This window comes from Pseudomonas sp. 22526 (genome assembly GCF_052044735.1).
GTDB classification, from domain to species: Bacteria; Pseudomonadota; Gammaproteobacteria; order Pseudomonadales; family Pseudomonadaceae; genus Aquipseudomonas; species Aquipseudomonas piscium.
In genome coordinates this window covers 38,895-64,031 of the sequence record NZ_JBQENK010000024.1, presented here as the reverse complement: position 1 = coordinate 64,031, position 25,137 = coordinate 38,895, and the positions used below count along the sequence as shown (strand labels likewise).

The 25,137-nt window shown below is 63.6% G+C and carries 19 protein-coding genes; 10 read left to right on the top strand and 9 right to left on the bottom strand.

Annotated features, from left to right (window positions below):
* Positions 1-2 precede the first annotated feature (2 nt).
* Entirely contained in the window at positions 3-1,985 is a 1,983-nt protein-coding gene (locus ACTJKT_RS27710; RefSeq protein WP_440789438.1) for a MacB family efflux pump subunit, read from the top strand.
* A 161-nt stretch (positions 1,986-2,146) separates the two neighbouring features.
* Positions 2,147-3,139, top strand: coding sequence for an acyltransferase family protein (locus ACTJKT_RS27705; protein ID WP_440789436.1), 993 nt, complete (start codon positions 2,147-2,149; stop codon positions 3,137-3,139).
* A 97-nt stretch (positions 3,140-3,236) separates the two neighbouring features.
* Here the strand turns inward: ACTJKT_RS27705 and ACTJKT_RS27700 are convergent, their stop codons facing one another.
* The 3 genes from ACTJKT_RS27700 to ACTJKT_RS27690 all read right to left on the bottom strand — a co-directional run bounded on the left by ACTJKT_RS27700 (position 3,237) and on the right by ACTJKT_RS27690 (position 7,164).
* Positions 3,237-3,971, bottom strand: coding sequence for a helix-turn-helix transcriptional regulator (locus ACTJKT_RS27700; protein ID WP_440789434.1), 735 nt, complete (start codon positions 3,969-3,971; stop codon positions 3,237-3,239).
* 385 nt (positions 3,972-4,356) lie between these two features.
* Positions 4,357-6,096: a dipeptidase gene (locus ACTJKT_RS27695; protein WP_440789432.1), complete on the bottom strand. Its 1,740-nt coding sequence runs from the start codon at positions 6,094-6,096 to the stop codon at positions 4,357-4,359.
* A gap of 162 nt (positions 6,097-6,258) precedes the next feature.
* Complete coding sequence (locus ACTJKT_RS27690) at positions 6,259-7,164, bottom strand: LysR substrate-binding domain-containing protein (RefSeq protein WP_440789431.1); 906 nt, start codon at positions 7,162-7,164, stop codon at positions 6,259-6,261.
* A gap of 105 nt (positions 7,165-7,269) precedes the next feature.
* On the opposite strand from ACTJKT_RS27690, the gene ACTJKT_RS27685 reads away from it, so the two are divergent.
* The 3 genes from ACTJKT_RS27685 (at position 7,270) to ACTJKT_RS27675 (ending at position 11,049) form a co-directional block, all read left to right on the top strand.
* On the top strand, positions 7,270-8,631 hold the full coding sequence (locus ACTJKT_RS27685; protein ID WP_440789429.1) for an MFS transporter: 1,362 nt from the start codon (positions 7,270-7,272) through the stop codon (positions 8,629-8,631).
* 30 nt (positions 8,632-8,661) lie between these two features.
* Positions 8,662-9,936 carry a glucarate dehydratase family protein gene (locus ACTJKT_RS27680; protein WP_440789427.1) on the top strand — a complete coding sequence of 425 codons (1,275 nt, stop codon included), beginning with the start codon at positions 8,662-8,664 and terminating at the stop codon, positions 9,934-9,936.
* A 207-nt stretch (positions 9,937-10,143) separates the two neighbouring features.
* Positions 10,144-11,049, top strand: a complete 906-nt coding sequence (locus tag ACTJKT_RS27675) for a glycine betaine ABC transporter substrate-binding protein (protein ID WP_440789425.1) — start codon at positions 10,144-10,146, stop codon at positions 11,047-11,049.
* Positions 11,050-11,092: 43 nt separating this feature from the next.
* Here ACTJKT_RS27675 and ACTJKT_RS27670 read toward each other — a convergent pair whose 3' ends face one another.
* From ACTJKT_RS27670 to ACTJKT_RS27650, 5 genes are all read right to left on the bottom strand, one after another.
* Entirely contained in the window at positions 11,093-12,127 is a 1,035-nt protein-coding gene (locus ACTJKT_RS27670) for a GlxA family transcriptional regulator (RefSeq protein ID WP_440789424.1), read from the bottom strand.
* A 40-nt stretch (positions 12,128-12,167) separates the two neighbouring features.
* A complete protein-coding gene (locus tag ACTJKT_RS27665; RefSeq protein ID WP_440789422.1) occupies positions 12,168-13,517 on the bottom strand; it encodes an MmgE/PrpD family protein in 1,350 nt (449 codons plus the stop codon).
* Between the two features lie 80 nt (positions 13,518-13,597).
* Entirely contained in the window at positions 13,598-14,605 is a 1,008-nt protein-coding gene (proX, locus tag ACTJKT_RS27660) for a glycine betaine/L-proline ABC transporter substrate-binding protein ProX (protein WP_440789420.1), read from the bottom strand.
* 91 nt (positions 14,606-14,696) lie between these two features.
* On the bottom strand, positions 14,697-15,662 hold the full coding sequence (proW, locus tag ACTJKT_RS27655; RefSeq protein WP_440789418.1) for a glycine betaine/L-proline ABC transporter permease ProW: 966 nt from the start codon (positions 15,660-15,662) through the stop codon (positions 14,697-14,699).
* 48 nt (positions 15,663-15,710) lie between these two features.
* Positions 15,711-16,748 carry a quaternary amine ABC transporter ATP-binding protein gene (locus ACTJKT_RS27650; RefSeq protein ID WP_440789416.1) on the bottom strand — a complete coding sequence of 346 codons (1,038 nt, stop codon included), beginning with the start codon at positions 16,746-16,748 and terminating at the stop codon, positions 15,711-15,713.
* Positions 16,749-17,196: 448 nt separating this feature from the next.
* On the opposite strand from ACTJKT_RS27650, the gene ACTJKT_RS27645 reads away from it, so the two are divergent.
* Positions 17,197-18,150, top strand: coding sequence for a LysR family transcriptional regulator (locus ACTJKT_RS27645; RefSeq protein WP_189635882.1), 954 nt, complete (start codon positions 17,197-17,199; stop codon positions 18,148-18,150).
* Positions 18,151-18,261: 111 nt separating this feature from the next.
* On the opposite strand, the gene ACTJKT_RS27640 is transcribed toward ACTJKT_RS27645, so the two are convergent.
* Entirely contained in the window at positions 18,262-19,497 is a 1,236-nt protein-coding gene (locus ACTJKT_RS27640) for an aromatic ring-hydroxylating oxygenase subunit alpha (protein ID WP_440789414.1), read from the bottom strand.
* 583 nt (positions 19,498-20,080) lie between these two features.
* Here ACTJKT_RS27640 and ACTJKT_RS27635 point away from each other — a divergent pair.
* From ACTJKT_RS27635 to ACTJKT_RS27620, 4 genes are all read left to right on the top strand, one after another.
* Positions 20,081-20,992 (top strand): dihydrodipicolinate synthase family protein, encoded by a 912-nt coding sequence (locus ACTJKT_RS27635; protein ID WP_440789412.1) that lies wholly within the window; start codon positions 20,081-20,083, stop codon positions 20,990-20,992.
* Positions 20,985-22,502 (top strand): aldehyde dehydrogenase, encoded by a 1,518-nt coding sequence (locus ACTJKT_RS27630; RefSeq protein WP_440789410.1) that lies wholly within the window; start codon positions 20,985-20,987, stop codon positions 22,500-22,502. The genes ACTJKT_RS27635 and ACTJKT_RS27630 overlap by 8 nt, the downstream gene beginning before the upstream one ends.
* The gene (locus ACTJKT_RS27625) at positions 22,499-23,845 is read left to right on the top strand and encodes an NAD(P)/FAD-dependent oxidoreductase (RefSeq protein WP_440789408.1); all 1,347 of its coding nucleotides are present in this window, start codon (positions 22,499-22,501) and stop codon (positions 23,843-23,845) included. Before ACTJKT_RS27630 ends, ACTJKT_RS27625 begins: the two co-directional genes overlap by 4 nt.
* Positions 23,846-23,993: 148 nt before the next feature.
* Positions 23,994-25,010, top strand: coding sequence for a GlxA family transcriptional regulator (locus ACTJKT_RS27620; RefSeq protein ID WP_440789406.1), 1,017 nt, complete (start codon positions 23,994-23,996; stop codon positions 25,008-25,010).
* Positions 25,011-25,137: the final 127 nt, after the last annotated feature.

The following is a 25,137-nucleotide window of genomic DNA, read 5'->3' as shown; positions in this document are numbered from 1 at the left end:
CCATGACCCAGCCCCATTCTCAATCCCAGAGCCAGCCCCTGCTGGAGCTCAAAGGCATCAGCCGCAGTTTCATGGCCGGCGAGCGCGAGTTCATGGCCCTCAAGCACATCGACCTGAGCATCGAGGCCGGCGAGATGGTGGCGATCACCGGGGCTTCGGGCTCCGGCAAGTCGACCCTGATGAACATCCTCGGCTGCCTCGACTACGCCACCGGCGGCAGCTACCGGATCAACGGCCAGGAAACCCGCGACCTCGACGATCAGGCCCTGGCGGAGCTGCGCCGCGACTACTTCGGCTTCATCTTCCAGCGCTATCACCTGCTGCCGCACCTGAGCGCCATGCACAACGTCGAGATGCCGGCGATCTATGCCGGCACCGCCGAGGCCAAGCGCCACGGCCGGGCCCGGGAGCTGCTGGCGCGGCTGGGCCTGACCGGGCATCTGAGCCATCGGCCGAGCCAGCTGTCCGGCGGCCAGCAGCAGCGGGTGAGTATCGCCCGGGCCTTGATGAACGGCGGCGAAGTGATACTCGCCGACGAACCCACCGGCGCCCTGGACACCGCCAGCGGCAAGGAGGTGATGAACATCCTGCTGGAGCTGCATGCCCTCGGGCACACGGTGATCATCGTCACCCACGACCCCAAGGTCGCGGCCAATGCCGAGCGGATCATCGAGGTGCGCGACGGCGAGATCCTCAGCGACCAGGCCAATGTCCGCGAGGGCGCCCAGGCGCCCAGCGAGCCGCCCGTAGCCCTTAAGGGCAATGGCGCGCGGCACCTGGTGGCCAGCCTGGGGCTGTTCCGCGAGGCCTTCAACATGGCCTGGGTGGCGTTGATTTCCCATCGCATGCGCACCTTGCTGACCATGCTCGGGATCGTCATCGGCATCACCTCGGTGGTGTCGATCTCGGCCATCGGCGAGGGCGCCAAGCGCTATGTGCTCAAGGACATCCAGGCCATCGGCAGCAACACCATCGATATCTATTCCGGCACCAGCTTCGGCGACAGCCGGGCGACGGCCATCGAGACCCTGGTGCCGGCCGATGTCGCGGCCCTCAACCAGCTGTACTACGTCGACAGCGCCACCCCGGTGGTGGGGCGCAACATGTTGCTGCGCTACCGCAATATCGACCTCGACGCCCAGGTCAACGGCGTCAGCGACCAGTACTTCCAGGTGCGCGGGCTGAAGCTGGCGGCCGGTATCGCCTTCAGCGAAAGCGACGCCCGGCGCCAGGCCCAGGTGGTGGTCATCGACCACAACACCCGCCACCGCCTGTTCGGCCCCGGGGAGGATCCCCTGGGCCAGGTGATCCTGGTGGGCAACCTGCCGTGCACGGTGATTGGCGTAACCGCGGAGAACAAGAACATGTTCGCCGCGAGCAAGGCGCTGAATGTCTGGGTGCCCTATGAAACCGCGGCCGGGCGCCTGCTCGGCCAGCGCTACCTGGACAGCATCACGGTGCGGATCAAGGACGGCCAGCCGAGCAAGGTGGTGGAAGACAATGTCACCAAGCTGATGCTGCAGCGCCACGGCACCAAGGACTTCTTCACCAACAACCTGGACAGCATCATGCAGACGGTGCAGAAGACCAGCCGCTCCCTGGCGCTGCTGCTGTCGCTGATCGCGGTGATTTCCCTGGTGGTCGGCGGCATCGGCGTGATGAACATCATGCTGGTGTCGGTCACCGAGCGCACCCGCGAGATCGGCATCCGCATGGCGGTGGGCGCGCGCCAGTCGGACATCCGCCAGCAGTTCCTGGTGGAGGCGGTGATGGTCTGCCTGATCGGCGGGATGATCGGCATCACCCTGTCCTACGCCATCGGCTATCTGTTCTCGCTGTTCGTCAAGGAATGGGAAATGGTGTTTTCCCTGGGCTCGATCATCACCGCGTTCGCCTGCTCGACCCTGATCGGCATCGTCTTCGGCTTCGTGCCGGCGCGCAACGCCGCGCGGCTGGACCCGATCGAAGCCCTGGCGCGGGACTGACGTGCACAACCCGCCCAGGCCAAACCCGGGCGGGCCGGGCTGCCGGCAACCGAGCGGCAAAGGCTGTGGTTGCGCCCACGGAATATGGCAAAAGGCCTGTTTTCCCCAGGCAAAGCAGCGTAGCTTACGCGTCACAATTACAAGGACGTTTGGGGTCGCGAGTGGGTGCGTATCGTCTGTTGTTGGCTGTCCTGGTTGCCGTTTCGCATATGGGCAAGACATTCATGGGGCTCAATCCCGGCGTGGTGGCCGTGATTTCCTTCCTGATCATCAGCGGTTTCGTGATGACCTCGCTGATCGAGCGTAGCTACCGGGCACCGGCAAAAATCGGCCTGTTCTACCTGGACAGGGCCTTGCGGCTTTACCCGCAATTTCTGTTCTACTTCGCCGCCTCCTGCGCGGTGATCCATTTCCTGCTGCCCGGCACGCCGCAAGCCGCCGAGCTGACGCTCCGGAACATCGCCGCCAGCCTGCCCATCGTGCCCCTGGGTTTCTATATGTTCGGGGCGGCCGGCGTGGAGATCCTGCCGCCGGCCTGGTCGCTGGGGCTGGAGATGTGCTTCTACCTGGTGATCCCGTTCCTGATCCTCTACCGGGCGCGCGGCGTTGCCTTTGCCCTGTCGGTGGCGGTCTTCCTCGCCGCGTGCCTGGGTTTCATCAACACCGACCTGTACGGCTACCGGCTATTGCCCGGCGTGCTGTTCATGTTCCTGTGCGGCAGCTACCTGTACCAGGCGCGGGCGAAGGGGTTGCTGATCGCTGGCGGCAGCGCCGTGGCGGCGGCCCTGATATTCGTGGCGATCATGGCCGGCTGGATAGAGCGTCGGCCGTTCAATGCCGAGGTGACCGCCGGCCTGGCGCTGGGCGTGCCGGCCGTGTACCTGCTGACGAAGCTCGGATTCCACCGGATCGACGAGTTCCTCGGGAACATCAGCTACGGCGTGTTCCTCAATCACTTTGTGGTGATGTACCTGCTGCGGGCGTTCTGGCCGGTGGCCTACGATGCGCCCATGGTTGCCAGCGTGCTGGCGCTGTCGCTGTTATTCAGCGGCGTTTCCTACTACTGCGTCGAGCGGCCGGCCTTGAAGCTGCGCCATGGGCTCCGGGCCGGCGCGAGGCGTGGGGTGGTGCAGGGGCGGGAAGTGACGGCTTGATGCGGGCGTCGCCGTCGCGTCCTTCGCGGTTCCGCCTTAAGGGCTTGCCCCGCTCATGGACGACTGAGCGGGACGTCTCCTTCTCGGGCCCGGAGGATCAGAGGCTGGTGCTTGGCCCTGGGGTGGCCGTGGCCTCGTCCGGGGAGTACATCCAGCGCAGCAGCGAGTGGCGCCCGCTGATCCCCATCTTGATCGCCGCCCGCTTGAGGTAGCTCTCGACGGTGTGCACCTTGAGTTTCAACTGCCCGGCCAGCTCGGGGGCGGTGCGCCCGGCGAGCAGGCCGACGCAGACCTGCATTTCCCGGTTCGACAGCTTCAGCCCCGACTGCCGCAGGCGCGCGGCGAAGCGCAGGCGCAGGGTTTCCAGGCCCTGGTGTTCCAGGCTGTCGGCGGCCTCGGGGTGGTCCCCTGGGGCGTTGGGCGGCTGCAGCGCCGCCAGGTGTTCCTCCACCATGGGCAGCAGCAGCGGGGAAAAGTCCTGCAGCAGGCTGCGTTCCTGGTGCGAGAAGCTCTGCGACTGGCAGGAGCGGTAGACCGAGATCACGTAGCGGTAATCGTCCTTGTGGCTGGTCAGGTGCAATTGCGCGGCAGTCTCGGCAGGGCGTGCCGTCGAATGCGCTCCGGACGGGGCGGGCGTGGAGTCGCTGTAGACCTCGTCGCGCTCGTTCCTGGGCTGTGATTGACCCTCTGAATACACACGCATCTGGGTGATATGCGTGGCGTCCACCGCCAGTTGGGTGCGTATCAGATCATGCAGCATGCGCGGAAAACTGCGACTGCCGGTGCTGGCGATGACCTTGCCAATGTGTGGGAACAGTATTTGTGAGTTCATCGTTTCATCCATGAGTTTCGTGTTGCGCGACACTTGCCTTAGTAAGCGACGAGTGCGGCGAGACTATGTTTAGAGCCTTTCGCCGGATTCGCCGCCGCCTCGTATCCTAGTACAGGGTTCTGGTGGCGGTTTAATGAAATACGGCAAAAAGACGCAGGCAGAGCGTTTTCCTTACGCAATGCCGGCGTGGGTTGGCCAAGCTTGGCCGCTTGCAACTGAGTCTATCCTTTTGGATGGCGTCAATGTGCCACTATTCGCCTGTCGACATATCCAGAAACGACATGGCGCCTGGCCGGTCGTGCATCAAGGGGGATAGGACTCGAGCCCGACCTGGATCGGGATGAGCACCGCAGTGGACCCGCCAGGGCGGCGGGTCCGAATGGGCTCAGAGTTTCGGTAGCTGGCCGATGCGACCGAACATTTCAGTGACGATCTGCAGGTCCAGCTGGAACTGCTCGACGGTCTTGAACTCGTTGTCGTTGTGGCCGGTGTACTTGACCTCGGGACGGGCCAGGCCGAATTGCACGCCGTTGGGCAGTTCATGCACCGAGGTGGCGCCGGCGGAGGTGCCGAACTCGTGCTTCATGCCCAGGTTTTCGCTGGCCACCGCCAACAGCGCCTTGACCCATTCACCCTCGGGGTTGCGGTACATCGGTTCGGCGATCGAGTAATCGAAGTTCACCGCGACCTGGTTCTTCTTGCTCCAGGCGGCCAGCTTGTCGGCGATCTGCTGTTGCAGCACCTCCGGGGTCTTGCCCTTGGGCACGCGCAGGTTGACCGCCAGTTTGAAGGCTTTTTCGTCCTGGCCGACATAGGTCAGGGAGGTGGTCAGCGGGCCCATGAAGTCATCGGCGAAACCGACCCCCAGCTTGTTGCCCAGGTAGTCCAGGCCCCAGTTGTCGGCGGCGTAGCGGGCGGCATCGGTGATCTGGTTGTGCTTGAGCGCGACCTTGCCGTCGAGCCCGTTGATGAAGTCGAGCATGCGCGCCACCGGGTTGACCCCGGACTCGGGCTCGGAGGAGTGGGCGGACACGCCGGTGACCGTCAGCTTGACGTCCTTGCCTTCGACCTTGGCGGCCACGCTGAAGTCGCCGCCATGGGCCTTGGCGTATTCGCTGCCGGCTTTCTGCAGGCTGGCGGCCAGTTCCGCGGGCTGGTCGGTTACCAGGGTGGCGACCGAGGCGCCCGGGATCTGGTTGGTGGCCAGGCCGCCGGTCATCGACACGATTTGTGCGCCTTTGCCCTCGGCGGTGCGCCGCGGGAAGCTGGCCATCACGGTGCCGTAGCCTTTCTCGGCGATCACCACCGGGTAGCCGCCATCCAGCGCCAGGTTGTAGTTGGGCGTCGGGTTGTGTTCGAAGTAGTAGGGGATGGCGTCGCCGCTGGTTTCCTCGGTGGTGTCCACCAGCAGCTTGAAGTTGCGCGCCAGCGGCAGCTGCTCTTCCTTGATGATCTTCATCGCGTACAGGGCCACGACTATGCCGTTCTTGTCGTCCTCGGTGCCGCGGCCATACATGCGGTCGCCGACCAGGGTGACCTTGAACGGGTCGAGTTTGGTGCCGTCCTGCAGCACCCAGTTCTCCGGCGTCACCGGCACCACGTCGGCATGGGCGTGGATGCCCACCACTTCATTGCCGCTGCCTTCCAGGGAGATCTCGTAGACGCGGTTGTCGACGTTGCGGAAGTTCAGGTTGAAGGCCTTGGCCAGGGCGTGGATCTTGTCGGCGATCTTGATGAATTCGGGGTTCTCGTGCTGGGGCACGCCGTCGACGCGCACGGTGGGGATGGCCACCAGTTCGCGCAGGGTTTCGGTGGCGGCCTTGCCGTACTTCACCCGGGCATAGAGGCCCAGCAGGCGATGGATCTCGTTCTGCTGCTCGGCGGAAAGCGTCTTGTTGTCGAGGAAGGCGCTGATGGCCGGGCCGAGGTTGGCGCTCTTGGCCAGCTCGCTCTTGCCCAGGGTGCCGAGGAACTGGCGGAAGTCCTTGACCGAGGCATCGGCGAAGCTCTTGAGGATCGCCGCGTTCTGCTGTGGGGTGATGTTGGCGTGGGCGGTGCTGGTGAAGGCTGACAGGCTGGCCAGCATCAGGGTGGCCGCGGCCAGTTGCTTGAGGGAAAAATCCATTGCGGGAGGCGTTCCTTGCAGATTGTTAGGAAATGTCTGATCAACCTTCCCACGCTAACACCAGGGAGGATTGGTACGGGAGTCCCCGAAGTGGGATCTGTCGCACAGAAATGCAAAAGCGGCGCACAAACGAAAAAGCCCTGGGCAGCGTCCTCTGGGCTTTCAGTGTGTTCCCCATCCTTCCCTGACAGCCCGGCGAATGCCTTCCAGCAACATCGCGAATGCCGGATTGTCATTGTTCTCGCGCCAGATCAGGTGCAGCTCGCTTTGCACGCCTTCGCCCAGGTCGATATCGCGAAACACCACATTCTTGAACATCACGCTGCTGGCGCAGCGTGGCACCAGGGCCAGGCCCATCGCGGCGTTGACCAGGGCCAGGATGGTCAGGGACGAGCCAAGCCATTGCACATAGTCCGGGGCGACGCGGGCGGAGCGAAGCATCCCGGTCAGCAGTTCGTTGAAGGGCGGGTAGGCGGCGTGGGAATACATGAGGAAGGGTTGGCCATCGAGGTCCTGCACGGAGAGGGTTTCGGCGCTGGCCAGCCTATGGCTGCTCGGCACGGCCAGGACGAACGGCTCGCGCACCAGGCATTCGGTGGCGTAGCCCGATTCCAGCAACGGCGCGCGGACGATGCCCAGGTCGATCCGGCGCGCGCGCAGGGCCTCGTGCTGCTGATAGGTGTTCATCTCCGACAGGTCGATTTTCACCTGGGGCTGCTTGAGCCGGGTTTCGGCGATGACCTTGGGCAGGAACTCATACACCGCGCTGCCGACGAAACTGATGTTGACCGAGCCGATATCCCCTTCGGCGAAGCGTCGGGCGGTGGCGGCGGCCTGCTGGGCGCGCTCCAGCAGGTTCTGCGCTTCGACGAAGAAGGCGCGACCGGCGGCGGTCAGGGCGACGCTGCGGGTGGTGCGGGTGAACAACTCGACACCCAGGTGATGTTCCAACAGTTGGATCTGTCGGCTGAGGGGCGGTTGCGTCATATGCAACCGTTCGGCGGCCCGACGGAAGTTGAGTTCGGTCGCGACCGTGGTGAAGCAGCGCAGCTGGGTGAGTTCGAACACTGATCCAATCCAGGTATCAATCCAATGCCAGGTTAGATTAGACGGGATCAATTGCCGCGTCCATGATCGGCTCGTCCCTAAAAAAACAAGATCGGGAGTCGCCCCTTGAATACCTTCCAGAGTCCGCCCACGGTACTCGCCCGTGCCGCCGGCAAAGTGAAACGCCATGTGCTGCCGCTGTTCGTGATCATGTTCATCGTCAACTACATCGACCGGGTCAACATCGGTTTCGTGCGCAGCCATATGGAGGCCGACCTGGGCATTGGCGCCGCGGCCTATGGGCTGGGCGCCGGATTGTTTTTCGTCGGTTACGCCTTGTTCGAAGTGCCCTCCAACCTGCTGTTGCAACGATATGGAGCACGCGTCTGGCTGACCCGGATCATGTTCACCTGGGGCGCCGCCGCGATGGCGATGGCCTTCGTCCAGGGCGAAACCAGTTTCTATGTGCTGCGCTTTATCCTCGGCGCGGCGGAGGCCGGGTTTTTCCCCGGCATCATTTATTACTTCACCCAGTGGCTGCCGGCGTCCGAGCGCGGCAAGACCATGGCGGTCTTCCTCAGTGGCTCGGCCATTGCCTCGGTGATTTCCGGCCCGGTGTCCGGGGCCTTGCTGCACATCCAGGGCTTGAGCCTGCAGGGCTGGCAGTGGATGTTCCTGATCGAGGGGTTCGCCTCCATCCTGCTCTGCGGTTTTGTCTGGTTCTGGCTGCAATCCCATCCGCGCGAGGCGAAATGGTTGAGCGACGAGGAGCGGGGCGCATTGATCGCGGCCATCGCCGAGGAGCAGCAGGCGCGCGAGGCGGCGAAGGGCGGCAAGCCATCGATGTTCAGGCTGCTGGCCGACCGACAGATCGCCTTGTTCTGCTTCATCTACTTCTCCATCGCGCTGACCATCTATGGCGCCACGTTCTGGCTGCCGAGCATGATCAAGCAGATGGGCAACCTCGGCGACTTCCAGGTCGGCCTGTTCAATTCGGTGCCCTGGATCATTTCCATCGGGGCGATGTATGGCTTCGCCGCCATGGCCGGCAAATGGAAATTCCAGCAGGCCTGGGTCGCGCTGACGCTGGTGATCGCGGCCTTCGGCATGTTCATGTCGACCACCGGCGGCCCGGTCTTCGCCTTTGTCGCGATCTGTTTTGCCGCCATCGGCTTCAAGGCCGCCTCGGCGCTGTTCTGGCCGATCCCCCAGAGCTACCTGGATGCCCGCATCGCGGCATCGGTGATCGCGCTGATCAACTCTATCGGCAACCTGGGCGGCTTCGTCGCGCCGACCGCCTTCGGTTTCCTGGAGCAGTCCACCGGTTCGATCGAAGGCGGCATGTACGGCCTGGCGGCGACCTCGCTGGTGGCCGCCGTGATGATCTTCTTCGCCCGCACCAGCCCGAGCCCGGGTCGGCAGACCCCGGGCCAGCGTAACGGCAAGCCCGCCGCGGCCGTGGTGGCGAACCGCGCGGCAACGCATTAAGCCCTGGATCCTGATCAATCGGAGCAACCCTTGAAAATCCAACGAGTGACCGTGACCCCCATCGCCTTCCGCGATCCGCCACTGCTCAATGCCAGCGGTATTCATGAACCCTATGCGTTGCGCTCGATCATCGAGATCGAGAGCGACAACGGCTACATCGGCCTTGGCGAGAGCTACGGCGACGCCCCGGCGCTGGCGATCCAGCAGCAGTTGCAGGCGCAGTTGATCGGCCTCGATCCGTTCAACCTCAACCAGCTTCGCGCCATAGTGCAAGCCACAGTGGCGGCCAATGGAACCCGCAGCATTGCCGGTGCCGAACTGGCCCCGGGGTCGCATGCCAGCAAGGCGGTGAGCAATGCCTACTCGGCCTTCGAAGTCGCCTTTCTCGACCTCCAGGCGCACGCCCTGAACCTGCCATTGGTGGACCTGCTGGGCGGCGCAGTACGGGACGAAATCCCCTTCAGCGCCTACCTGTTTTTCAAATACGCGCAGCACATAGATTCGCCCTACAAACCGGACAGCTGGGGCGAAGCCCTGGACGCAGAGCAGATCGTCGGCCAGGCGCGGCGGATGATCGAAACCTACGGCTTCAAGAGCATCAAGCTCAAGGCCGGTGCGCTGGACCCGGAGCACGAGGTGGCGTGCATCAAGGCCCTGAAGAAAGCGTTTCCCGGGTACCCGCTGCGGATCGACCCGAACGCCAACTGGTCGTTGGAGACCGCCGTGCGCATGGCCGAATTGCTGGGGGACGACCTGCAGTATTACGAAGACCCGACCCCGGGCCTGGAGAACATGGCTGAACTGCACCGGCGCACGGGCCTGCAGCTGGCGACCAATATGGTGGTCACCGACTTCGATGAGTTCCGTCGCAGCGTGGCCTTGAACAGCGTGCAGATCGTGCTCGCCGACCATCACTATTGGGGCGGCCTGCGCGACACCCTGGCGCTGGCCAGGATGTGCCAGACCTTCGGCCTCGGCGTGTCCATGCATTCGAACTCACACCTGGGTATCAGCCTGATGGCCATGGCTCACGTCGCGGCCGCGGTGCCCAACCTGGACTATGCCTGCGACACCCATTACCCCTGGCAGGAGCCGGACGAAGAGGTGGTCAAGGGCGGCAAGCTGCCCATAGTCGATGGCTGCGTGAAGATCACCCGCGCCCCGGGCCTGGGGCTGGAGCTGGATCGGGATCAACTGGGCAAGTTGCATGATCAGTACCTCAGTTGCGGCATTCGCCAGCGCGACGACGTGCAACAGATGCGCCGCTACCAGCCGCAGTGGCAGACGGTCAAGCCACGCTTCTGATAGTCCTGGGGGCCGGTAAAGCAGAACGCCACTCGATCGAGTGGCGTTCTGCTTTATGGGGGGGCATCGCCCGTGCCCTATGCTGAAAGCTGGATTCGGGCTGCTTGCCAGCCGACGAGACAAGCGCTGCGAGACCGCACCGCCCACGACCGCAAGGCCGTTCACATAAGACCCACCTGCCTATCCCCCCTCATAGGAAGACGCTTGATGAACGCTCACTCGCCCAATAGAACCACCCGCCATGCCTGGCTGTTCAGTGTCGCGCTGGCCATCCTCCCGGCGCTGGCCCAGGCGGCCGAACCGGCCCCGGTGCGCATTGGCTGGGTCAACTGGTCCGACACCGAGATCACCGTCAAGCTGGCCGCCACCGCGCTGCGCGAGCATCTCAAGCAGCCGGTGAAGCTGGTCATGGCCGATATCGGCATCCAGTTCCAGGCCCTGGCCAACGGCAATATCGACCTGATCCCTATGGTCTGGCTGCCCAGCACCCACCAGGCGTTCTACGACAAGTATCGCGACAAGCTGGAAGACCTCGGCGTGCTCTACGAAGGGCGGATCGGCATGGCGGTGCCGACCTCGGTACCGATCGGCGAAGTGGCCAGCGTCGAGGATCTGAACAAGCCAGGGGTGAGGGAAAAACTCGACGGCAAGATCCTCACCTCCGAGGTCGGCAACGGCCAGTACAAGCTCACGCTCAAGGCCATCGAGGAGTACAGGCTCGATGGCTACAAGCTGGTGGCGTCGTCCGAGGCCGGCATGCTCAACGAGCTGGACCGCAACCTGAAGCGTGACAGATGGTCGTTGATCAACGCCTGGAGCCCGCACTGGATGTTCTCCAAGTGGTCGCTGCGTTACCTGGACGATCCGAAGCAGATCTTTGGCGGCGCCGAGCAGATCCACGCCATGGCGCGCAAGGGTTTCAGCCAGGAATACCCCGAGGTGGCGTACTTCTTCGCCCATTACGCGCTGCCCCAGGCGGACCTGGAGGCGCTGATGATGCAGGCGCGCCAGACCAGCGCCGACGAGGCGGTCGCTGCCTACTACGCGGCCAACAGGGCGCGGTTCCAGGGGATATTCGAACCCGGCCGGCAGAGCGCCGGCAGCCTGCCTTGAGGCGCCAGGGCTTAACGACAAGAAGCCGGGCAGCGTAGCCAGGCTAGCGCCGGCGCTCGTGGGTGGCTCTGTAGCGGCTGGGCGCGACGCCAAAGAAGTCGCGAAAGCGCCGATGGAAGTTGGCGAAGCTGCAGAAGCCGGTGGCAATCGCGATATCGGTGATCGGCCGGTTGCTCTGCAGGATCAGCTGGCGCGCGCGGGTCAGGCGCAGCTCGAGGTAATAACGGGTGGGCGTGGCCCCGACAAAACGGCAGAAACGCCGCTCCAGCTGGCGCCGGGAAATCTTCGCGCAGGCCGCCAGCTCGTCGATGGACAGCGGCTCCTCGATGTTCTCTTGCATCAGTTCCAGCGCCAGCTTCAAGGCCTGCGGCAGGGTCGGGTCCGAGTCCACCAGCACGGTCGAGATGCCGGACACCTCGCAGGACTGGTCGCAACCGAGGATCTCCTCCACCGCCTGGGTCAGGGCCGGGCCTTTTTGCGCCGCGATCAGCCCCAGCATCATGCGCAGCGAACTGCTGGCGCCGGCGCAGCTGATGCGGTTGCGGTCGATGACGTGGGTGCGGCGGGAGACCCGCACCTTGGGAAACACATCGGCCATCATCGCCCGCCCATCGGGATGGAAGGCGCACTCGAAACCGTCGAGCAACTGCGCCTCGGCGAGGAAGTACGCGCCGTTCCACAGGCCGCCCAGGGTGGTGCCAAGCGCTGCGGCACCGCGCAGCTTGCGGCGCAATGCCGGGTCGCTGGCCAGCCGCACGCGCAGGCCGCCGACCACGATCAGCACATCGATGGGCTCGGCCAACTGGCAAAGTTCCAGGTCCGCTGAAATGGCGATGCCCAGGTCGCTCAGCACCCGGTGGCCCTTGAGGCCGAGGGTCAGCACCTGGAACACCGCGCTGTCGCTGAGAAAGTTCGCGGTGACCAGGGCATCGATGGCGCCGGTGAAGGCCATCATCGAGAAATGCTCCGGCAGTATGAACGCGACCCGGGTCGGCGCCTGCGCTTGTAGCGGCCTGCCGGCCGGGTAGGCGTACCCCATGTTCTTGTCTTTCAGCACGCTCTCGAATACCGACGGCATAAGGCCTCTGTGACAGCTGAATGGGTGGCCGGGAAGGGTTCTAGGGCAAGGCTGCGGGTGCGGACAACAGCAGTTCGAGGAACGCCTGGCAGTCGCTGCTGGCGGGCAGGGCGTCGATGCTGGCCTTGAGGGCATTGGCCAGGGCGCTGCCGAGGCTGTCATCGGCCAGCAGGTGGAACTTGTCGATGAACTCTACCGCCGACATGGGGTTGTCGGGGTCGCCCTTGGCGGTGGATGTGGGGCTGGCCAGGCGGGAGCCGTCCTTCAGGTTCAGGGTCACCCGGGAGAGGATTTCCTCGGGGAACCGGGCGGACAGGTCGGGCGCTTCATGCAGGGTGATTCTGCTGCTGAGGGCGAGGATGTCCGGCGCGTGAATGGCCTCGCCGGTCACTTCCCCGGGGCCGAGCTGGCCGCGCACGATCAAGGCCGCGAGGGGAAACGCCAGGGCGTACTGGGCTTCGTCGGCGTTGTTCGGAAAATGCCCTTGCAGGCATACCGATTCGTGAAAGGTCTCGACCTCGATCGACTCGATGGAGCTGGCGTCGAGGGCCGGATGCGCATGCATCAGGTCGGTCATGGCGGTGAGCGCCGGTTGCGCCCAGCGGCACACCGGCCACGGCTTGAAGTACTGCTCGTCGATCTCCCAGCGGCGGCCGAGGTCGTCCCAGAAACGTGAGATTTCCAGGGGCTCGACCATCGTGGCCGGCGCGCCGGTGACGCCGGCCTGGGCCATCAGCAGTGCGTTCACCCCGGCGTAGGCTCCGGCGCCATGGGCGTCGCGCAGCATGCTCGGGAACTGGACCAGGCGCATCATCGGGCACCTTGGGCCGAAGTATTCGGCGATCCCCAGGGCGTGGCGGAAGGTGCTTTCGTCCAGCCGCAGCAGGCGCGCGCCGGCGCAGACCACGCCGATCCCGGAGAACGCCCCCGAGGCGTGATATTCGGGCGCCGTGGCCATCAGTGCCTGGCCTGCGCGCAGGGCTGTCTCGTAACCGATGCACAGGGCGCTGAGCAGCTCTTCGCCGCTGATGTTCTTGCCCCGGTCGCGGCAGGCGTCGATCAAGGCAATCAGCGCCGGCACCACAGTCGCCCCGGCATGCCCCTTGGAGGTGAAATGGCCTTCGTGGGCATCCAGGCTGTCGACGCTGAAGCCGCCGGCCCAGGCCGCGCCCAGTGGGTGCACGGCGCGGCCGTCGAACCACAGGCGGCTGGACAGGGCGGTGGCCGGATGGTGGGTGGCGGCGAAGGTCTTGAGCCTGAGGCTGGTCTGGTTGTCGCGGGCCCCGGCCGCCACGCTGACTATGTCCAGCAGGCAGGTTCTGATCAGTTCACGGGTAGAGGGCGGCGCGTCGCGGTAGTGGAAATTCTGGACGAACGAATACAGCGGCATCTGATGATTCCTGAAGTCGGGACATGAGGGGAAAGTTGCCCGGGCAAGGGGCAACTTTTATGCGGCTTCAGCGAAGGAGGTTATTTGCTGGCAGCGGCCCGGGCGTCCGCTAGCCAGCTGTCGTATTGGGAGCGGTGGGCGGCGATCCATTCGGCGGCATGGCGCTTGATGTCGGCGGCGCTGTTCTCGCCGTTGTGCATCTTCAGGTTCTGCGCGCTTTCATCGTCGGTGCTGATCTGCATCTCGGAGAGGAACTTCACCGCCACCGGGTTTTTCTCGGCGAACTCCTTGTTGAACACCGCCTTGATGGTGTCCACCGGGAAGCCGAGGTTCTTGCCGTTGAAGCTGGTGTCGACGTCGTTCTTGCCCCCGGGCAGGTCGGTGCGCGCCACGCTCAGCCAGACCACGTCCTTGCCTTCGACCAGCACGCTGGAGATCCACTGCGGCACCCAGGTGAAGTAGAGGATCGGCTTGCCTTGCTGGTAGCGGGCAATGGTGTCGGCCATCAGCGCGAAGTAGGAGCCGCGGTTGTCGGTCACGGTCTTCTCCAGGCCGTAGGCCTTCATATGGTGCTCGACCATCACTTCGCAACCCCAGCCCGGGTTGCAGCCGGTCATGTCGGCCTTGCCGTCGCCGTTGCTGTCGAACAGCCTGGCGATCTCCGGCTTCTTCAGGTCTTCGACGGAGGTGATGTGGTACGCATCGGCGGTTTTCTTGTCGATCATGTAGCCCTGCAAGACGCCGGGCATGATGTTGCCGGTCTTGACCATGGTGTCGTCGCCGCCGGCCTTGCTGTAGAAGGAGGCGTGCAACATGTCCCACATGTGCACCGTGAAGTCGGCGTCGCCATAGGACAGGGCCAGCATCATGGCCGGGTAGTCGGTTTCCTTGGGCGCCTGGACGTCGTAGCCCAGCTCCTTGAGCCCGGCCATGGCGATCTCGCCGCGAAAGCGCTCTTCGGCAATGGACGGGAAGATGGGGGTGACGGACACGCCCTGGCCGGGTTGCTGGGCGCTCGCCGCCGAGACGAACAGCGGCGACAGGGTCAGCGCCAGGAGCGCCGCAGAGCGAACAAGACGTGCTTTCATCCCGTGTTTTTTGACATTCATCATCGTCTACCTTGCAGGGGTTAAGGAGCCAGCATTCATAGCGGGGACAGGATCCGGGCTGCCGCGAGGGTCAGCCTTGCCTGGGGCTTGCGGGGATGTCCTTGAGGGCGGGTTTTCTTTTCAGGCGGAACAGCAGCCCGACCGGCCCCGACTGGTACCAGTGCTCGCCGCGCGCCGCCTGGTTGCTGCGCTCGCCCATGGCCTGGGTCAGGCGGTCGAGGAAGATCGCCAGCAGCACCAGGCCGACGCCGCCGACGGTGGCCAGGCCCATGTCCAGGCGCCCGATGCCGCGCAGCACCATCAGGCCCAGCCCGCCCACGGAGATCATCGAGGCGATCACCACCATCGACAGCGACAGCATCAAGGCTTGGTTCAGGCCCGCCATGATGGTCGGCGCGGCCAGCGGCAGCTGGACCCGCATCAGCATCTGTCGCGGGGTGCAGCCGAAGGCCCGGGCGGCCTCGACCTTGTCTTCGGGAACCTGGCGGATGCCGAGGTTGGTGAGCCTGACCAGGGGCGCCACCGAGAAGATGATGGTGACCAGCACCCCCGGCACGTTGCCGATGCCGAACAGCATCACCACCGGCACCAGGTAGACGAAGGCCGGCAGGGTCTGCATGGCGTCCAGCACCGGGCGCAGGAGCATTTCCAGGCGGTCGCTGCGGGCGCACAGCACCCCCAGCGGCACGCCGATGACGGCGCAGAAGAACAGGGAGGTCAGCACCAGGGCGAGGGTGGTCATCGCATCGTTCCACACGCCGATCAGCCCCAAGAGGGTGAGGGTGACGAAGCACAGGGTGCCGATTCTCTTGCCGCCCACCTGCCAGCCGAACAGCGTCGCCATGAGGATGAACAGCGTCGGCGGAATCGCCAGCAGGGCATATTGAATGCCGTTGAGCACCTGATCGATCGGCCACCTAATGGAACGGAAGATGTCGCGGAAGTTGTGCACCAGATAATTGAGGACGACCTCAACCCATTGCCCCAGGGGCAGGTTGAGGGTCTGGAATGGGTCGAGAAGACTGAATTCGTTCATGCGAATCACCTGAATATCCGAGCCTGGCAAGCCAGCGGAGTGAGACTGTTAGTGACGGCTCATGGTCTGCAGCAGCAGGCTCTTGGAGATCGTGCCCTTGAACACGCCCTGGCGATCCAGCACGGCCACCGGATTGACCGCGTTGGCGACGATATGGAACACCTCCTGCAGCGGTACGTCGTCCAGCAGGGTGGGGCTGGACTGGTCCACGGCGTAGGGGTGTTCCGTGCAGATCCGGGCGACGTCGCCGGCCTTGAGGATCTTCGAGGCATCGAAGCCCTTGAAGAACGCCTTGACGTAGTCGTTCACCGGGTTGCACAGCAGATCCTGGGGCGTGCCGATCTGCACCACCCGGCCACCCTCCATGATCGCGATGCGATGGCCGATGCGGATCGCCTCTTCGATGTCATGGGAGATGAAGATGATGGTGCGGTGCTGTTCCGCCTGCAGGCGAATCAGTTCGCCCTGCATTTCGCTGCGGATCAGCGGGTCGAGCGCGGAGAAGGCTTCATCCATCAGCAGGATGGCCGGGTCGTTGGCCAGGGCCCGGGCCAGGCCCACGCGCTGCTGCATGCCGCCGGAAAGCTGGTGCGGGTAGCTGAAGGCGTGCCCTTCGAGCCCGACCTGCTTGAGCGCCTCCAGTGCGCGCTTGCGGCGTTCGCCCTCGCTCACGCCCGAGATTTCCAGGCCGAAGGCGGCGTTGTCGATCACGCTCATGTGCGGCATCAGGGCGAACGACTGGAACACCATGCTCATGTCCTTGCGCCGCATGTTGAGCAGCGCGCTGTCGGACAGGCCGGTGATTTCCTTGCCGTTGAGATGGATGGTGCCGGACGTCGGTTCGATCAGCCGGTTGAACAAGCGCACCATGGTCGATTTTCCAGAACCGGAAAGGCCCATGATGACGAAAATCTCCCCGCGCTTTACCGAGAAACTGGCATTGAAGACGCCAACCACCTGGCCGGTCTTGCTGAAGATTTCGTTCTTGTCGGCACCGCGCGCCAGCATATCCATCGCGAGCTTCGGTTGCTGGCCGAAGACTTTATAGATGTTGTTTACCGAGAGTATCTCGTCGCCAAGACTCATAATCCCTCCAACTGCAATTGTGGCGTAAGAGCAAGAAAGTTAGTTGTCTTTCTCGATCAATAAAGATGGTGCTTACGGGGGCAGTCGAACGGGGAGACGGGAAGGGAGTTAGTCATGTATGACCATCCTCTTAATTAACTGATGTTTATTATTTTTGTTTTTCGGCGGTGCGTTGAGCCTTACCTTGAGCACCAAGTTATTACCTAACGGGAATTGCGTCTAACAACATTTCCTTCGGCCAATCAATAACCTGATGTTATCGATCCTGGATCAATGGCGGCCTTCGATCAAAAAGCTATAAATAGCCCGGCTGACTGGGGCTTTTCCCTGTTGTAGACCGGCCCTTTCGGCTAATCTCAGGCCTGGGTCGTGACTTGAAAACCCGCGCCAATCCCGCCCTTTATGGCCGTTCAAAGGGCTCCGAATCGGACATTCAATACTCCAGGTTATGGTTAAACACATAGATCCAGACATGACGTTGCTGAAAATGCCGTCGCTCAAAGCCGTCAAGTCCTTCGTCGCCGCCGCCAAGTACCAGAGTTTCACCCGCGCGGCGGAAGCCCTGTGTGTGACTCAGGCGGCCATCAGCCGGCAGATCCGCGAGCTCGAAGCCTATCTGGGGGTCGATCTGTTCAAGCGGGTGGGGCGCGCGGTGGAGCTGACCGAAGCCGGCTCGATCTTCTTCGATGCCGCGCAGATTTCCTTCGTCAACATCTCCCAGGCCGCGGAACGCATCCGCTCCCACAGTGCCGGCAAGCGCACCCTGACCCTGTGCTGTTCCCCGGCGTTTTCCGCGCTCTGGCTGGCCGCCAAGCTGCCGGGCTTTTTCACCCAGAACACCGACATCGACCTGAACCTGGTGACCACCCAGAACTTCCTGTCGATGGAGCCCGGGGTCACGCCGGACATCTTCATCACCAAGATGGCCAGGGTCCAGGATGGCTACCGCAGTTATCCGCTGTTTCATGATGTGATCTACCCGGTGTGCACGCCGCTCTACAAGGAGCAGCATCCGGAGTTGTCGACCCTGGAAGGGCTGCGCGACGGGGTCTTGCTCAACCTCAGCCCCTATGGCCGATCCCAGGTCGCGGAGCACGTGGACTGGGGTGTGTGGCTGGCGTATCACGATGTGGATATCGAAAAGCGCCCCCACGACAGCCCGCATGTGTTCAACGCCAACGACTACAACCTGGTGATCAGCATGGTCCTGACCCACCAGGGCGTGGCCCTGGGCTGGAATCACCTGGTGGCGAACCTGATCGAAAACGGCTCGCTGGTGCGGCCGATCGAGCAGGAAGTGGTGTTGCAGGAAAGCCAGCACTACCTGACTTTCCGTGAAGACCGGGTGAACGACGATGCCTGTTGCCGGCTGCGCGACTGGATTCTCGCCCAGTTCGCCTGAGCCGGCCGATCACGGACCCTGTAGGAGCGAGGCTTGCCCGCGATCAGCCGCGTAACCGCGGCGCTCTCCAGTTCATCGCGAGCAAGCTTCGCTCCTACAGGGGATTGGTGTTTAGCCGACGGACCTCAGGGCGATCTGCTCGTCGAGTTGATCGAGCATGGTCTTGCAGTACCAATCGTCGAACTGGCACACGCCGATTTCGCTGGTGGTGGAGAACGGGCCGGGTTGGTAGGCGGGCGAGTTGACCCCCACCTGGGCACTTTCCACCAGCGTGCGGTCCTGGTCGTTGGTGGCCAGCCAGACCCTGGTCAGGCGTTCGAGGTCGTAGTCGACGCCTTCCTGGGCGGCCTTGTTGACGATCCACTTGGTGGTGACCAGGGTCTCGTTGGGGCCGATGGGCAGCACCCGGAAGCTCAGGGCGTGATCGCCGAGGAAATGGTTCCAGGTCGAGGGGTAGTTGAAATACAGCAGCGCGCCGATGTCCGCCTCGCCGCTTTTATCCAGGCGCACCGACACCGCGGGCTGGCCGTCCAGGGTGTAGCTGACGGCCCCCGATGACAGCGGTATGCGGGTCATGCGGAAGCGGCCGTTGACGTCCATCACCAGCTTGCTCGGCATGCCCGCCGCTTCGCAGCGCTGCCAATGGGCCTTGAGCTGCGGATCGTCGTCGCCGCCCACGCCGCCCACCGAGGGGTTCTCCACGAAGGAGTTCATCAGCTCGGGGTGGGTGCCGTCGCAGTGGTAGCATTCGCGGTTGTTCTCGAACACCAGCTTCCAGTTGCCTTTCTCGATCAGGTTGGACTCGAAGGCGACCTTGCAATCGTCCAGATTGTGCGGCGCCACGAACGGCGTGACGGATTGGCGGAACGCCGAAAAGTCCGGCGCGACCTCGGCCACGCACACGTAGATGTAGCTTTCCACTATCTCGCAATGCACGGGTTTGAGCCCGTACAGGGACTTGTCGAAGTCGTCGCCCATGTTCCCGGCGAACAGCAGCTTGCCGTCCAGCTCGAACGTCCACTTGTGATAAGGGCACACCAGCTTGGCGACCTTGCCGCTGGCCTGGGGGCAGACCTTGGAACCGCGATGGCGGCAGGAATTATGGAAGGCGCGCAGCTGTTTGTCGGCGCCGCGCACCACCGCGATCGGGTAGTCGCCGACTTGCAGCGACAGGTACTGGCCGGGCTTTTCCAGCTCGAAGGTATGCCCGGCGAAGATCCAGCTTTTATGCCAGATCTGCTCCAGGTCCTGGCGATAGACCTCCGGGTGGCTGTAGAGGGCGCCCGGCAGCGCATGGCCAGGTTTACGCTGCGCGATAAGCTTTGAAACTGTTGATTTGCTGCTCACGGTCAACACACTCCAAAAAACAGGGGGCATGGGTTCAGTCGGGCCAGGGGAGGCCAGGCGCTTTTGCATTCGGTGGGCGCTCGGCTCTTGCCGATGTTGCTTTTAGATCCGTCGAGTTTCATTTCGCGGCTAATGTCGCTGGGTTAAAGGCTACGGCGCCGATTGCACTGCAACAATCAACTTTTCTACTTGGCAATGGATAAACAAATGTTATCGATTGCTTGTTTTGTGATGTGCGGCCGGTCTTAGATTTTGTTTTTAACTTATTGTTTGTTAAGGGTTTTATAGTTTTGTTTGGGTTTCTGGAAAACCTTTGGAAAAACCGTTTTTGCAAGTTGTCAGCAGGTTTAGGCGCACTTTCGCTGTATTGACCGTTCTCGCCGGGACATGCCAGTCTGGATTCACCAGTTGACCATCAATAACGACAATAAGTTGAGCGGCGCGATAAAGGCGCTGTAGTCGATCCTGTTTGAAGTTCGGGAGCCATCCCGAGAAAAAACATAAAGACTCTTATCGCGCCACAAGCACTTGAGGCCGGCCGCTTGTTGATGTTCCCCGGCAACTCTTATTTGGAGAAAACGTCTTGAAATTCGAAGGTATTTATACGCCGGCGGTGACGCCGCATACGCCCGATGGCGATATTGACTGGAACGTGTTCTCCGAAGTACTGGAGTCGCTTATCGAAGCGAAAGTGCACGGCATCATTATTGGCGGCTCAACTGGCGAATATTATGCGCAGACCGCCGAAGAGCGCACCGAACTTGCGGCTTATGCTAAGGACGTCATTGGCTCGCGGGTGCAGTTGATCGTCGGCACCGGGGCGATTCGCACCGAAGACGCGGTGCAGTTCGCCAAGGACGCCAAGGCCATCAAGGCCGACGCGATCCTGGTGACCACGCCGCCTTACGCGCTGCCTACCGACCAGGAAAACGCCATCCACGCCCTGACGATCGACCGGGCCGCGAACCTGCCGATCATGTTGTACAACTACCCCGGCCGCATGTGCGTGCAGATGAACGAGGACTACCTCGCTCGCGTAGGCAAGTCCAAGAACGTGGTCGCCATCAAGGAAAGCTCCGGCGACATGGGCCGGGTCCACCTGCTGGCCCGCGAGTTCCCGCATATCGCCCTGTCCTGCGGCTGGGACGACCAGGCCCTGGAGTTCTTCGCCTGGGGCGCCCGCAGCTGGGTCTGCGCCGGTTCCAACTTCCTGCCCAGGGAACACGTGGCGCTCTACGAGGCCTGCGTGGTCGAGAAGGACTTCGACAAAGGCCGGCAGATCATGTCGGCGATGATGCCGCTGATGAACGCCCTTGACGCTGGCAAGTTCGTGCAGTCGATCAAGTTCGGCTGCGAGCTCAACGGCCTCAAGGTGGGCAACGTGCGGGCGCCGCTGCGGCCGCTCAACTCGCAAGACAAACGAAGCCTGCAGACCGTTATCACCAACGTCAAACGCACCGTCGCACATATCACATCGGGAGCCAGCCATGCGTGATCTTCTTACCGCGGCCGAGTACGCCGCCCTCGCGAAAACCCTGGCGTTCCCGTCCAACGCCTTTATCAATGGCTCGTTCAAGCCGGCCATCTCCGGCAATACCTTCGCTACCCACAAACCGGCGACGGGCGCCTTCCTGACCGAGGTCGCCGCCTGCGCCGCCGAGGATGTGGACTTTGCCGTCGGCAAGGCCCGGGAGGCTTTCGAGGACGGACGCTGGCGCCTGCTTGCCCCGGGGGAGCGCAAGGCCGTGCTGCTGAAGTTCGCCAAGCTGCTGGAGCGCAACCGTCACGAGCTGGCGGTGCTGGAAAGCCTGGACAGCGGCAAGCCGGTGCGCGAGTGCCAGTTGGTCGACGTGCCGGACACCATCCATACCCTGCGCTGGCACGCGGAACTGATCGACAAGCTCTACGACCACACCGCGCCGGTGGGCAACGACGCCCTGACCCTGGTGGTGCGCGAGCCGATCGGCGTGGTCGGTTGCGTGCTGCCCTGGAACTTCCCGCTGCTGATGCTGGCCTGGAAAATCGGCCCGGCCCTGGCCGCCGGCTGCTCGGTGATCGTCAAGCCTGCCGAGCAGACCAGCCTCACCACCCTGAGGGTCGCCGAGCTGGCGTTCGAAGCCGGCGTACCGGCGGGCGTGCTGAATATTGTGACCGGCACCGGCAAGGAAGTCGGCGAGCCCCTCGGCCTGCACAACGATGTCGACATGGTCAGCTTCACCGGCTCCACCGTCACCGGCCGGCGCTTCCTGCACTATGCCGCCGATTCGAACCTCAAGCGCGTGGTGCTGGAGTGTGGCGGCAAGAACCCGGCAGTGGTGATGGACGATGCCGAGGACCTCGACCTGGTGGCCGAGCAAGTGGTCAACGGCGCGTTCTGGAACATGGGGGAAAACTGCTCGGCGACCTCGCGCCTGCTGGTTCACGCCTCGGTGAAGAACGAGCTGCTGGAGCGCATGGGCGCCTATATCCGCGAGTGGAAAATGGGCGACCCGCTGGACCCGCACAACCGGGTCGGGGCGCTGGTCAGCAGCGAGCATTTCCAGAAGGTGAAGTTCTACCTGGAGTACGCCAGCGCCGCCGATCTCGATGTGGTGTTCGGCGGCGATACCCAGGACGACGCCTTCATCCAGCCGACCGTGATCGACGGCGTGGACCGCGATAGCCGGCTGTTCCAGGAAGAGATCTTCGGCCCGGTGCTGTCGGTCACCACTTTCGAGTCGATCGCCGAGGCGATCGAGCTGGCCAACGACACGGCCTATGGCCTGGCGGCCTCGGTGTACACCGGCAGCCTGCGCAAGGCGATCAAGCTGTCCCGGGAAATCCGCGCCGGCATCGTCACGGTCAACTGTTTCGGCGAGGGCGATGCCTCGACGCCTTTCGGCGGCTACAAGGAGTCGGGTTTCGGCGGGCGCGACAAGTCGGTGTTCGCCCATGACCAGTACACCGAAATCAAGACCATCTGGATCGACGTGTCGGATCGCTCGGTGGATGAGAGCGTAAAATGAGCACCCATACCATCAAGCGTCTACCCGTAGACACCGGGGTTTCAGGTTGGGAGGCCATCTCCGTTCGCTCTGCGCCTGTCCGCGAGCTTGATGGGCGGGTGACGGCGGACTGGCTGATCATCGGGGCCGGTTTTGCCGGCCTTTCCGCCGCGCGCAGGCTGTCCCAGTTGCACCCCGGGGACAGCATCGTAGTGGTCGAGGCCCACGAAGTGGCCAAGGGGCCGGCGGGCAGGAATTCCGGCTTCATGATCGACGTGCCGCACAGTCTTTCGTCCGGCGAGTATTCCGTCGCCAGCGCCGCGGCCACGGCGCTGGAAATCACCCAGAACCGCTTCGCCATCGCCTTTGCCGGCGAGGCCGCGCGGGAGTACGGCATGTCCGCGGAGACCTTCGATCCCTCGGGGAAAATCAACGCGGCGGCCACCGAGCGCGGGCTGAAGCTCAACCGCAATTACGCCGCCTCGCTGGCGCGCATCGGCGAGAACTACCAGATGTTCGATGCCACGCAGATGCGTGAAATCACCGGTTCGGTCTATTACCAGGGCGGTATCTACACCCCCGGCGCGGTGCTGATCCAGCCCGCGCAATACATCCGCGACCTGGCCGCGGGGCTGGCGGGCAAGGTCAGGCTCTTCGAGCGCTCGCCGATCGTCGAGCTGGCGCGCCAGGGCAGCGGCTGGACTGCGCGCTCGCCCAAGGGCGTGGTCAGTGCGGCCAAGGTCATCCTCGCGGTCAACGGCCATGTCGAAGACTTCGGCCATTTCCAGGGGCGCCTGCTGCACGTCTTCACCTACGCCTCCATGACCGCGGCCTACCAGGATGCCGAGCTCAACCGGGGTATGCCGGGCAAGGCCCGATGGGCGCTGCTGCCGGCCGACCCGATGGGCGCCACGGTGCGCAAGATCTCTTCGGCGGGCAGCTCGCGCATCGTCATCCGCACCCGGTTCACCTATGACCCGAGCATCCAGGTGACGCCACAAAGGGTTGCCGCGGTGGCCGAGGAACAACGGCACTCGCTGAATGCGCGCTTTCCCGAGTTGCAATCCACGCCGCTGGAGTTCAGTTGGGCCGGGCGCCTGTGCCTGAGTCGCAACAGCGCGGCGGCCTTTGGTGAAATAGAAGAGAACCTGTATTCGGCCTGCTGCGAAAACGGCCTGGGCACCGTCAAGAGCACCCTGGCCGGGGTGATGGCGGCGGAGCTGGCCAGCGGCAGCCGTTCCGAGTTCCTCGACAGTTTCAGCCAGGCTCCGGGCCCCAGCAGGCTGCCGCCCAAGCTGTTGACCCGGCTGGGGGTGAGTTCGGTCATTCGCTGGCATGAATTCAGGGCCGGGCGCGAAGGCTGAGGCGGCTTCTAGCCAGCGGCTTTTTTCTATAGCCTACGGCTCCGGTTCGCCCGGGCGATGGCGGGTGGTGCGAGCAGGGTTTTCTGTGGATGCCAGGATTCAACGTACACTGATATCTGCGTTCGGTAGGGTAAAGAGGCGAGGGCGTATGGCGGTTGAACGGCGGGATTTCAGTGGCTGCATGAAGGGCAAGAACCTGCGTTATCTGGAAGAGCTGCGGCTGGCGCCCGCGGCCCATACCCGGACAGGTTTCCTGCTGCTCGAACACTTCTCGTTGCCGGCCTTCACCCAGGCCCTGGATACCATCATTACCGCCAACCTGCTGCGGCCCACCTTGTTCTCCACCAAGACCTTTGGCTTGCAGGACGGCGAAGTCATCAGCGACCTGGGGCTGGTGATCCGCCCCGATGCGCGCCTGAGCGCTCCAGCGCTCAAGGACCTCGACCTGCTGGTGATCTGCGGCGGCTACCGCACGGAGCTCAAGGTCAACCACGAGCTGATCAGCCTGCTGAAGACCGCCGCCGAGCTGGGCATCAGCCTGGCCGGGCTGTGGAACGGAGCCTGGTTCCTTGGCGTCTCGGGATTGCTGGAGGGTTACCGCTGCGCCATCCACCCGGAGCATCGCCCCGCGCTGGCGGAGATTTCCAAGGTTACCCATGTCACCAGCGAGGCCTTTGTGGTGGACCGCGACCGGCTCACGGCGTCGAGTCCCGCCGGGGCCTTCCATATGGCCCTGGAGTGGATCAAGGGGCTGCACGGCAAGGCGCTGGTCGAGGGCATCGAGGACATTCTGTCGTTCGAGGAGTCCCGCTACCGGCGCATCAAGCCGACCCTGCATGTCTCGCTGAGCGCGCCCTTGCGCGAGGTGGTCAAGCTGATGGACGCCAACCTGGAAGAGCCGCTGCAAATGGAGCAACTGGCGGTGTATGCCGGGCGTTCCCGGCGGCAGATCGAGCGCCTGTTCAAGGAGCAGTTGGGCACCACCCCGCAGCGCTATTACCTGGAGTTGCGCATCACCGAAGCGCGTCGACTGCTGCAGCACACCGAACTGTCCCAGGTCGAGGTGCTGGTGGCCTGCGGTTTCGTGTCGCCGAGCCATTTCAGCAAGTGCTACAGCTCGTATTTCGGCTACCGGCCTTCGAAAGAGAAGCGTCTGGTGAAATGACTGCGAGCGATTCACCCGGCGTCCGGTAGCACTGGGTTGCAGGCGTCGGTTTCAACCTGAAGGCGCGTTACGAATTTTTGATCAAGGCATGGAACCGGGCGCTCCATCGACCCTGGCTGCCCGTGGT

Excerpts from the sequence above, each read along its gene's own strand:
- ACTJKT_RS27710 (WP_440789438.1), top strand. The coding sequence starts at position 3 with ATGACCCAGCCCCATTCTCAATCCCAGAGCCAGCCCCTGCTGGAGCTC.
- ACTJKT_RS27700 (WP_440789434.1), bottom strand. The coding sequence starts at position 3,971 with ATGAACTCACAAATACTGTTCCCACACATTGGCAAGGTCATCGCCAGC.
- ACTJKT_RS27695 (WP_440789432.1), bottom strand. The coding sequence starts at position 6,096 with ATGGATTTTTCCCTCAAGCAACTGGCCGCGGCCACCCTGATGCTGGCC.
- ACTJKT_RS27675 (WP_440789425.1), top strand. The coding sequence starts at position 10,144 with ATGAACGCTCACTCGCCCAATAGAACCACCCGCCATGCCTGGCTGTTC.
- ACTJKT_RS27670 (WP_440789424.1), bottom strand. The coding sequence starts at position 12,127 with ATGCCGTCGGTATTCGAGAGCGTGCTGAAAGACAAGAACATGGGGTAC.
- ACTJKT_RS27665 (WP_440789422.1), bottom strand. The coding sequence starts at position 13,517 with ATGCCGCTGTATTCGTTCGTCCAGAATTTCCACTACCGCGACGCGCCG.
- proX (WP_440789420.1), bottom strand. The coding sequence starts at position 14,605 with ATGAAAGCACGTCTTGTTCGCTCTGCGGCGCTCCTGGCGCTGACCCTG.
- proW (WP_440789418.1), bottom strand. The coding sequence starts at position 15,662 with ATGAACGAATTCAGTCTTCTCGACCCATTCCAGACCCTCAACCTGCCC.
- ACTJKT_RS27650 (WP_440789416.1), bottom strand. The coding sequence starts at position 16,748 with ATGAGTCTTGGCGACGAGATACTCTCGGTAAACAACATCTATAAAGTC.
- ACTJKT_RS27645 (WP_189635882.1), top strand. The coding sequence starts at position 17,197 with ATGGTTAAACACATAGATCCAGACATGACGTTGCTGAAAATGCCGTCG.
- ACTJKT_RS27630 (WP_440789410.1), top strand. The coding sequence starts at position 20,985 with ATGCGTGATCTTCTTACCGCGGCCGAGTACGCCGCCCTCGCGAAAACC.
- ACTJKT_RS27625 (WP_440789408.1), top strand. The coding sequence starts at position 22,499 with ATGAGCACCCATACCATCAAGCGTCTACCCGTAGACACCGGGGTTTCA.
- ACTJKT_RS27620 (WP_440789406.1), top strand. The coding sequence starts at position 23,994 with ATGGCGGTTGAACGGCGGGATTTCAGTGGCTGCATGAAGGGCAAGAAC.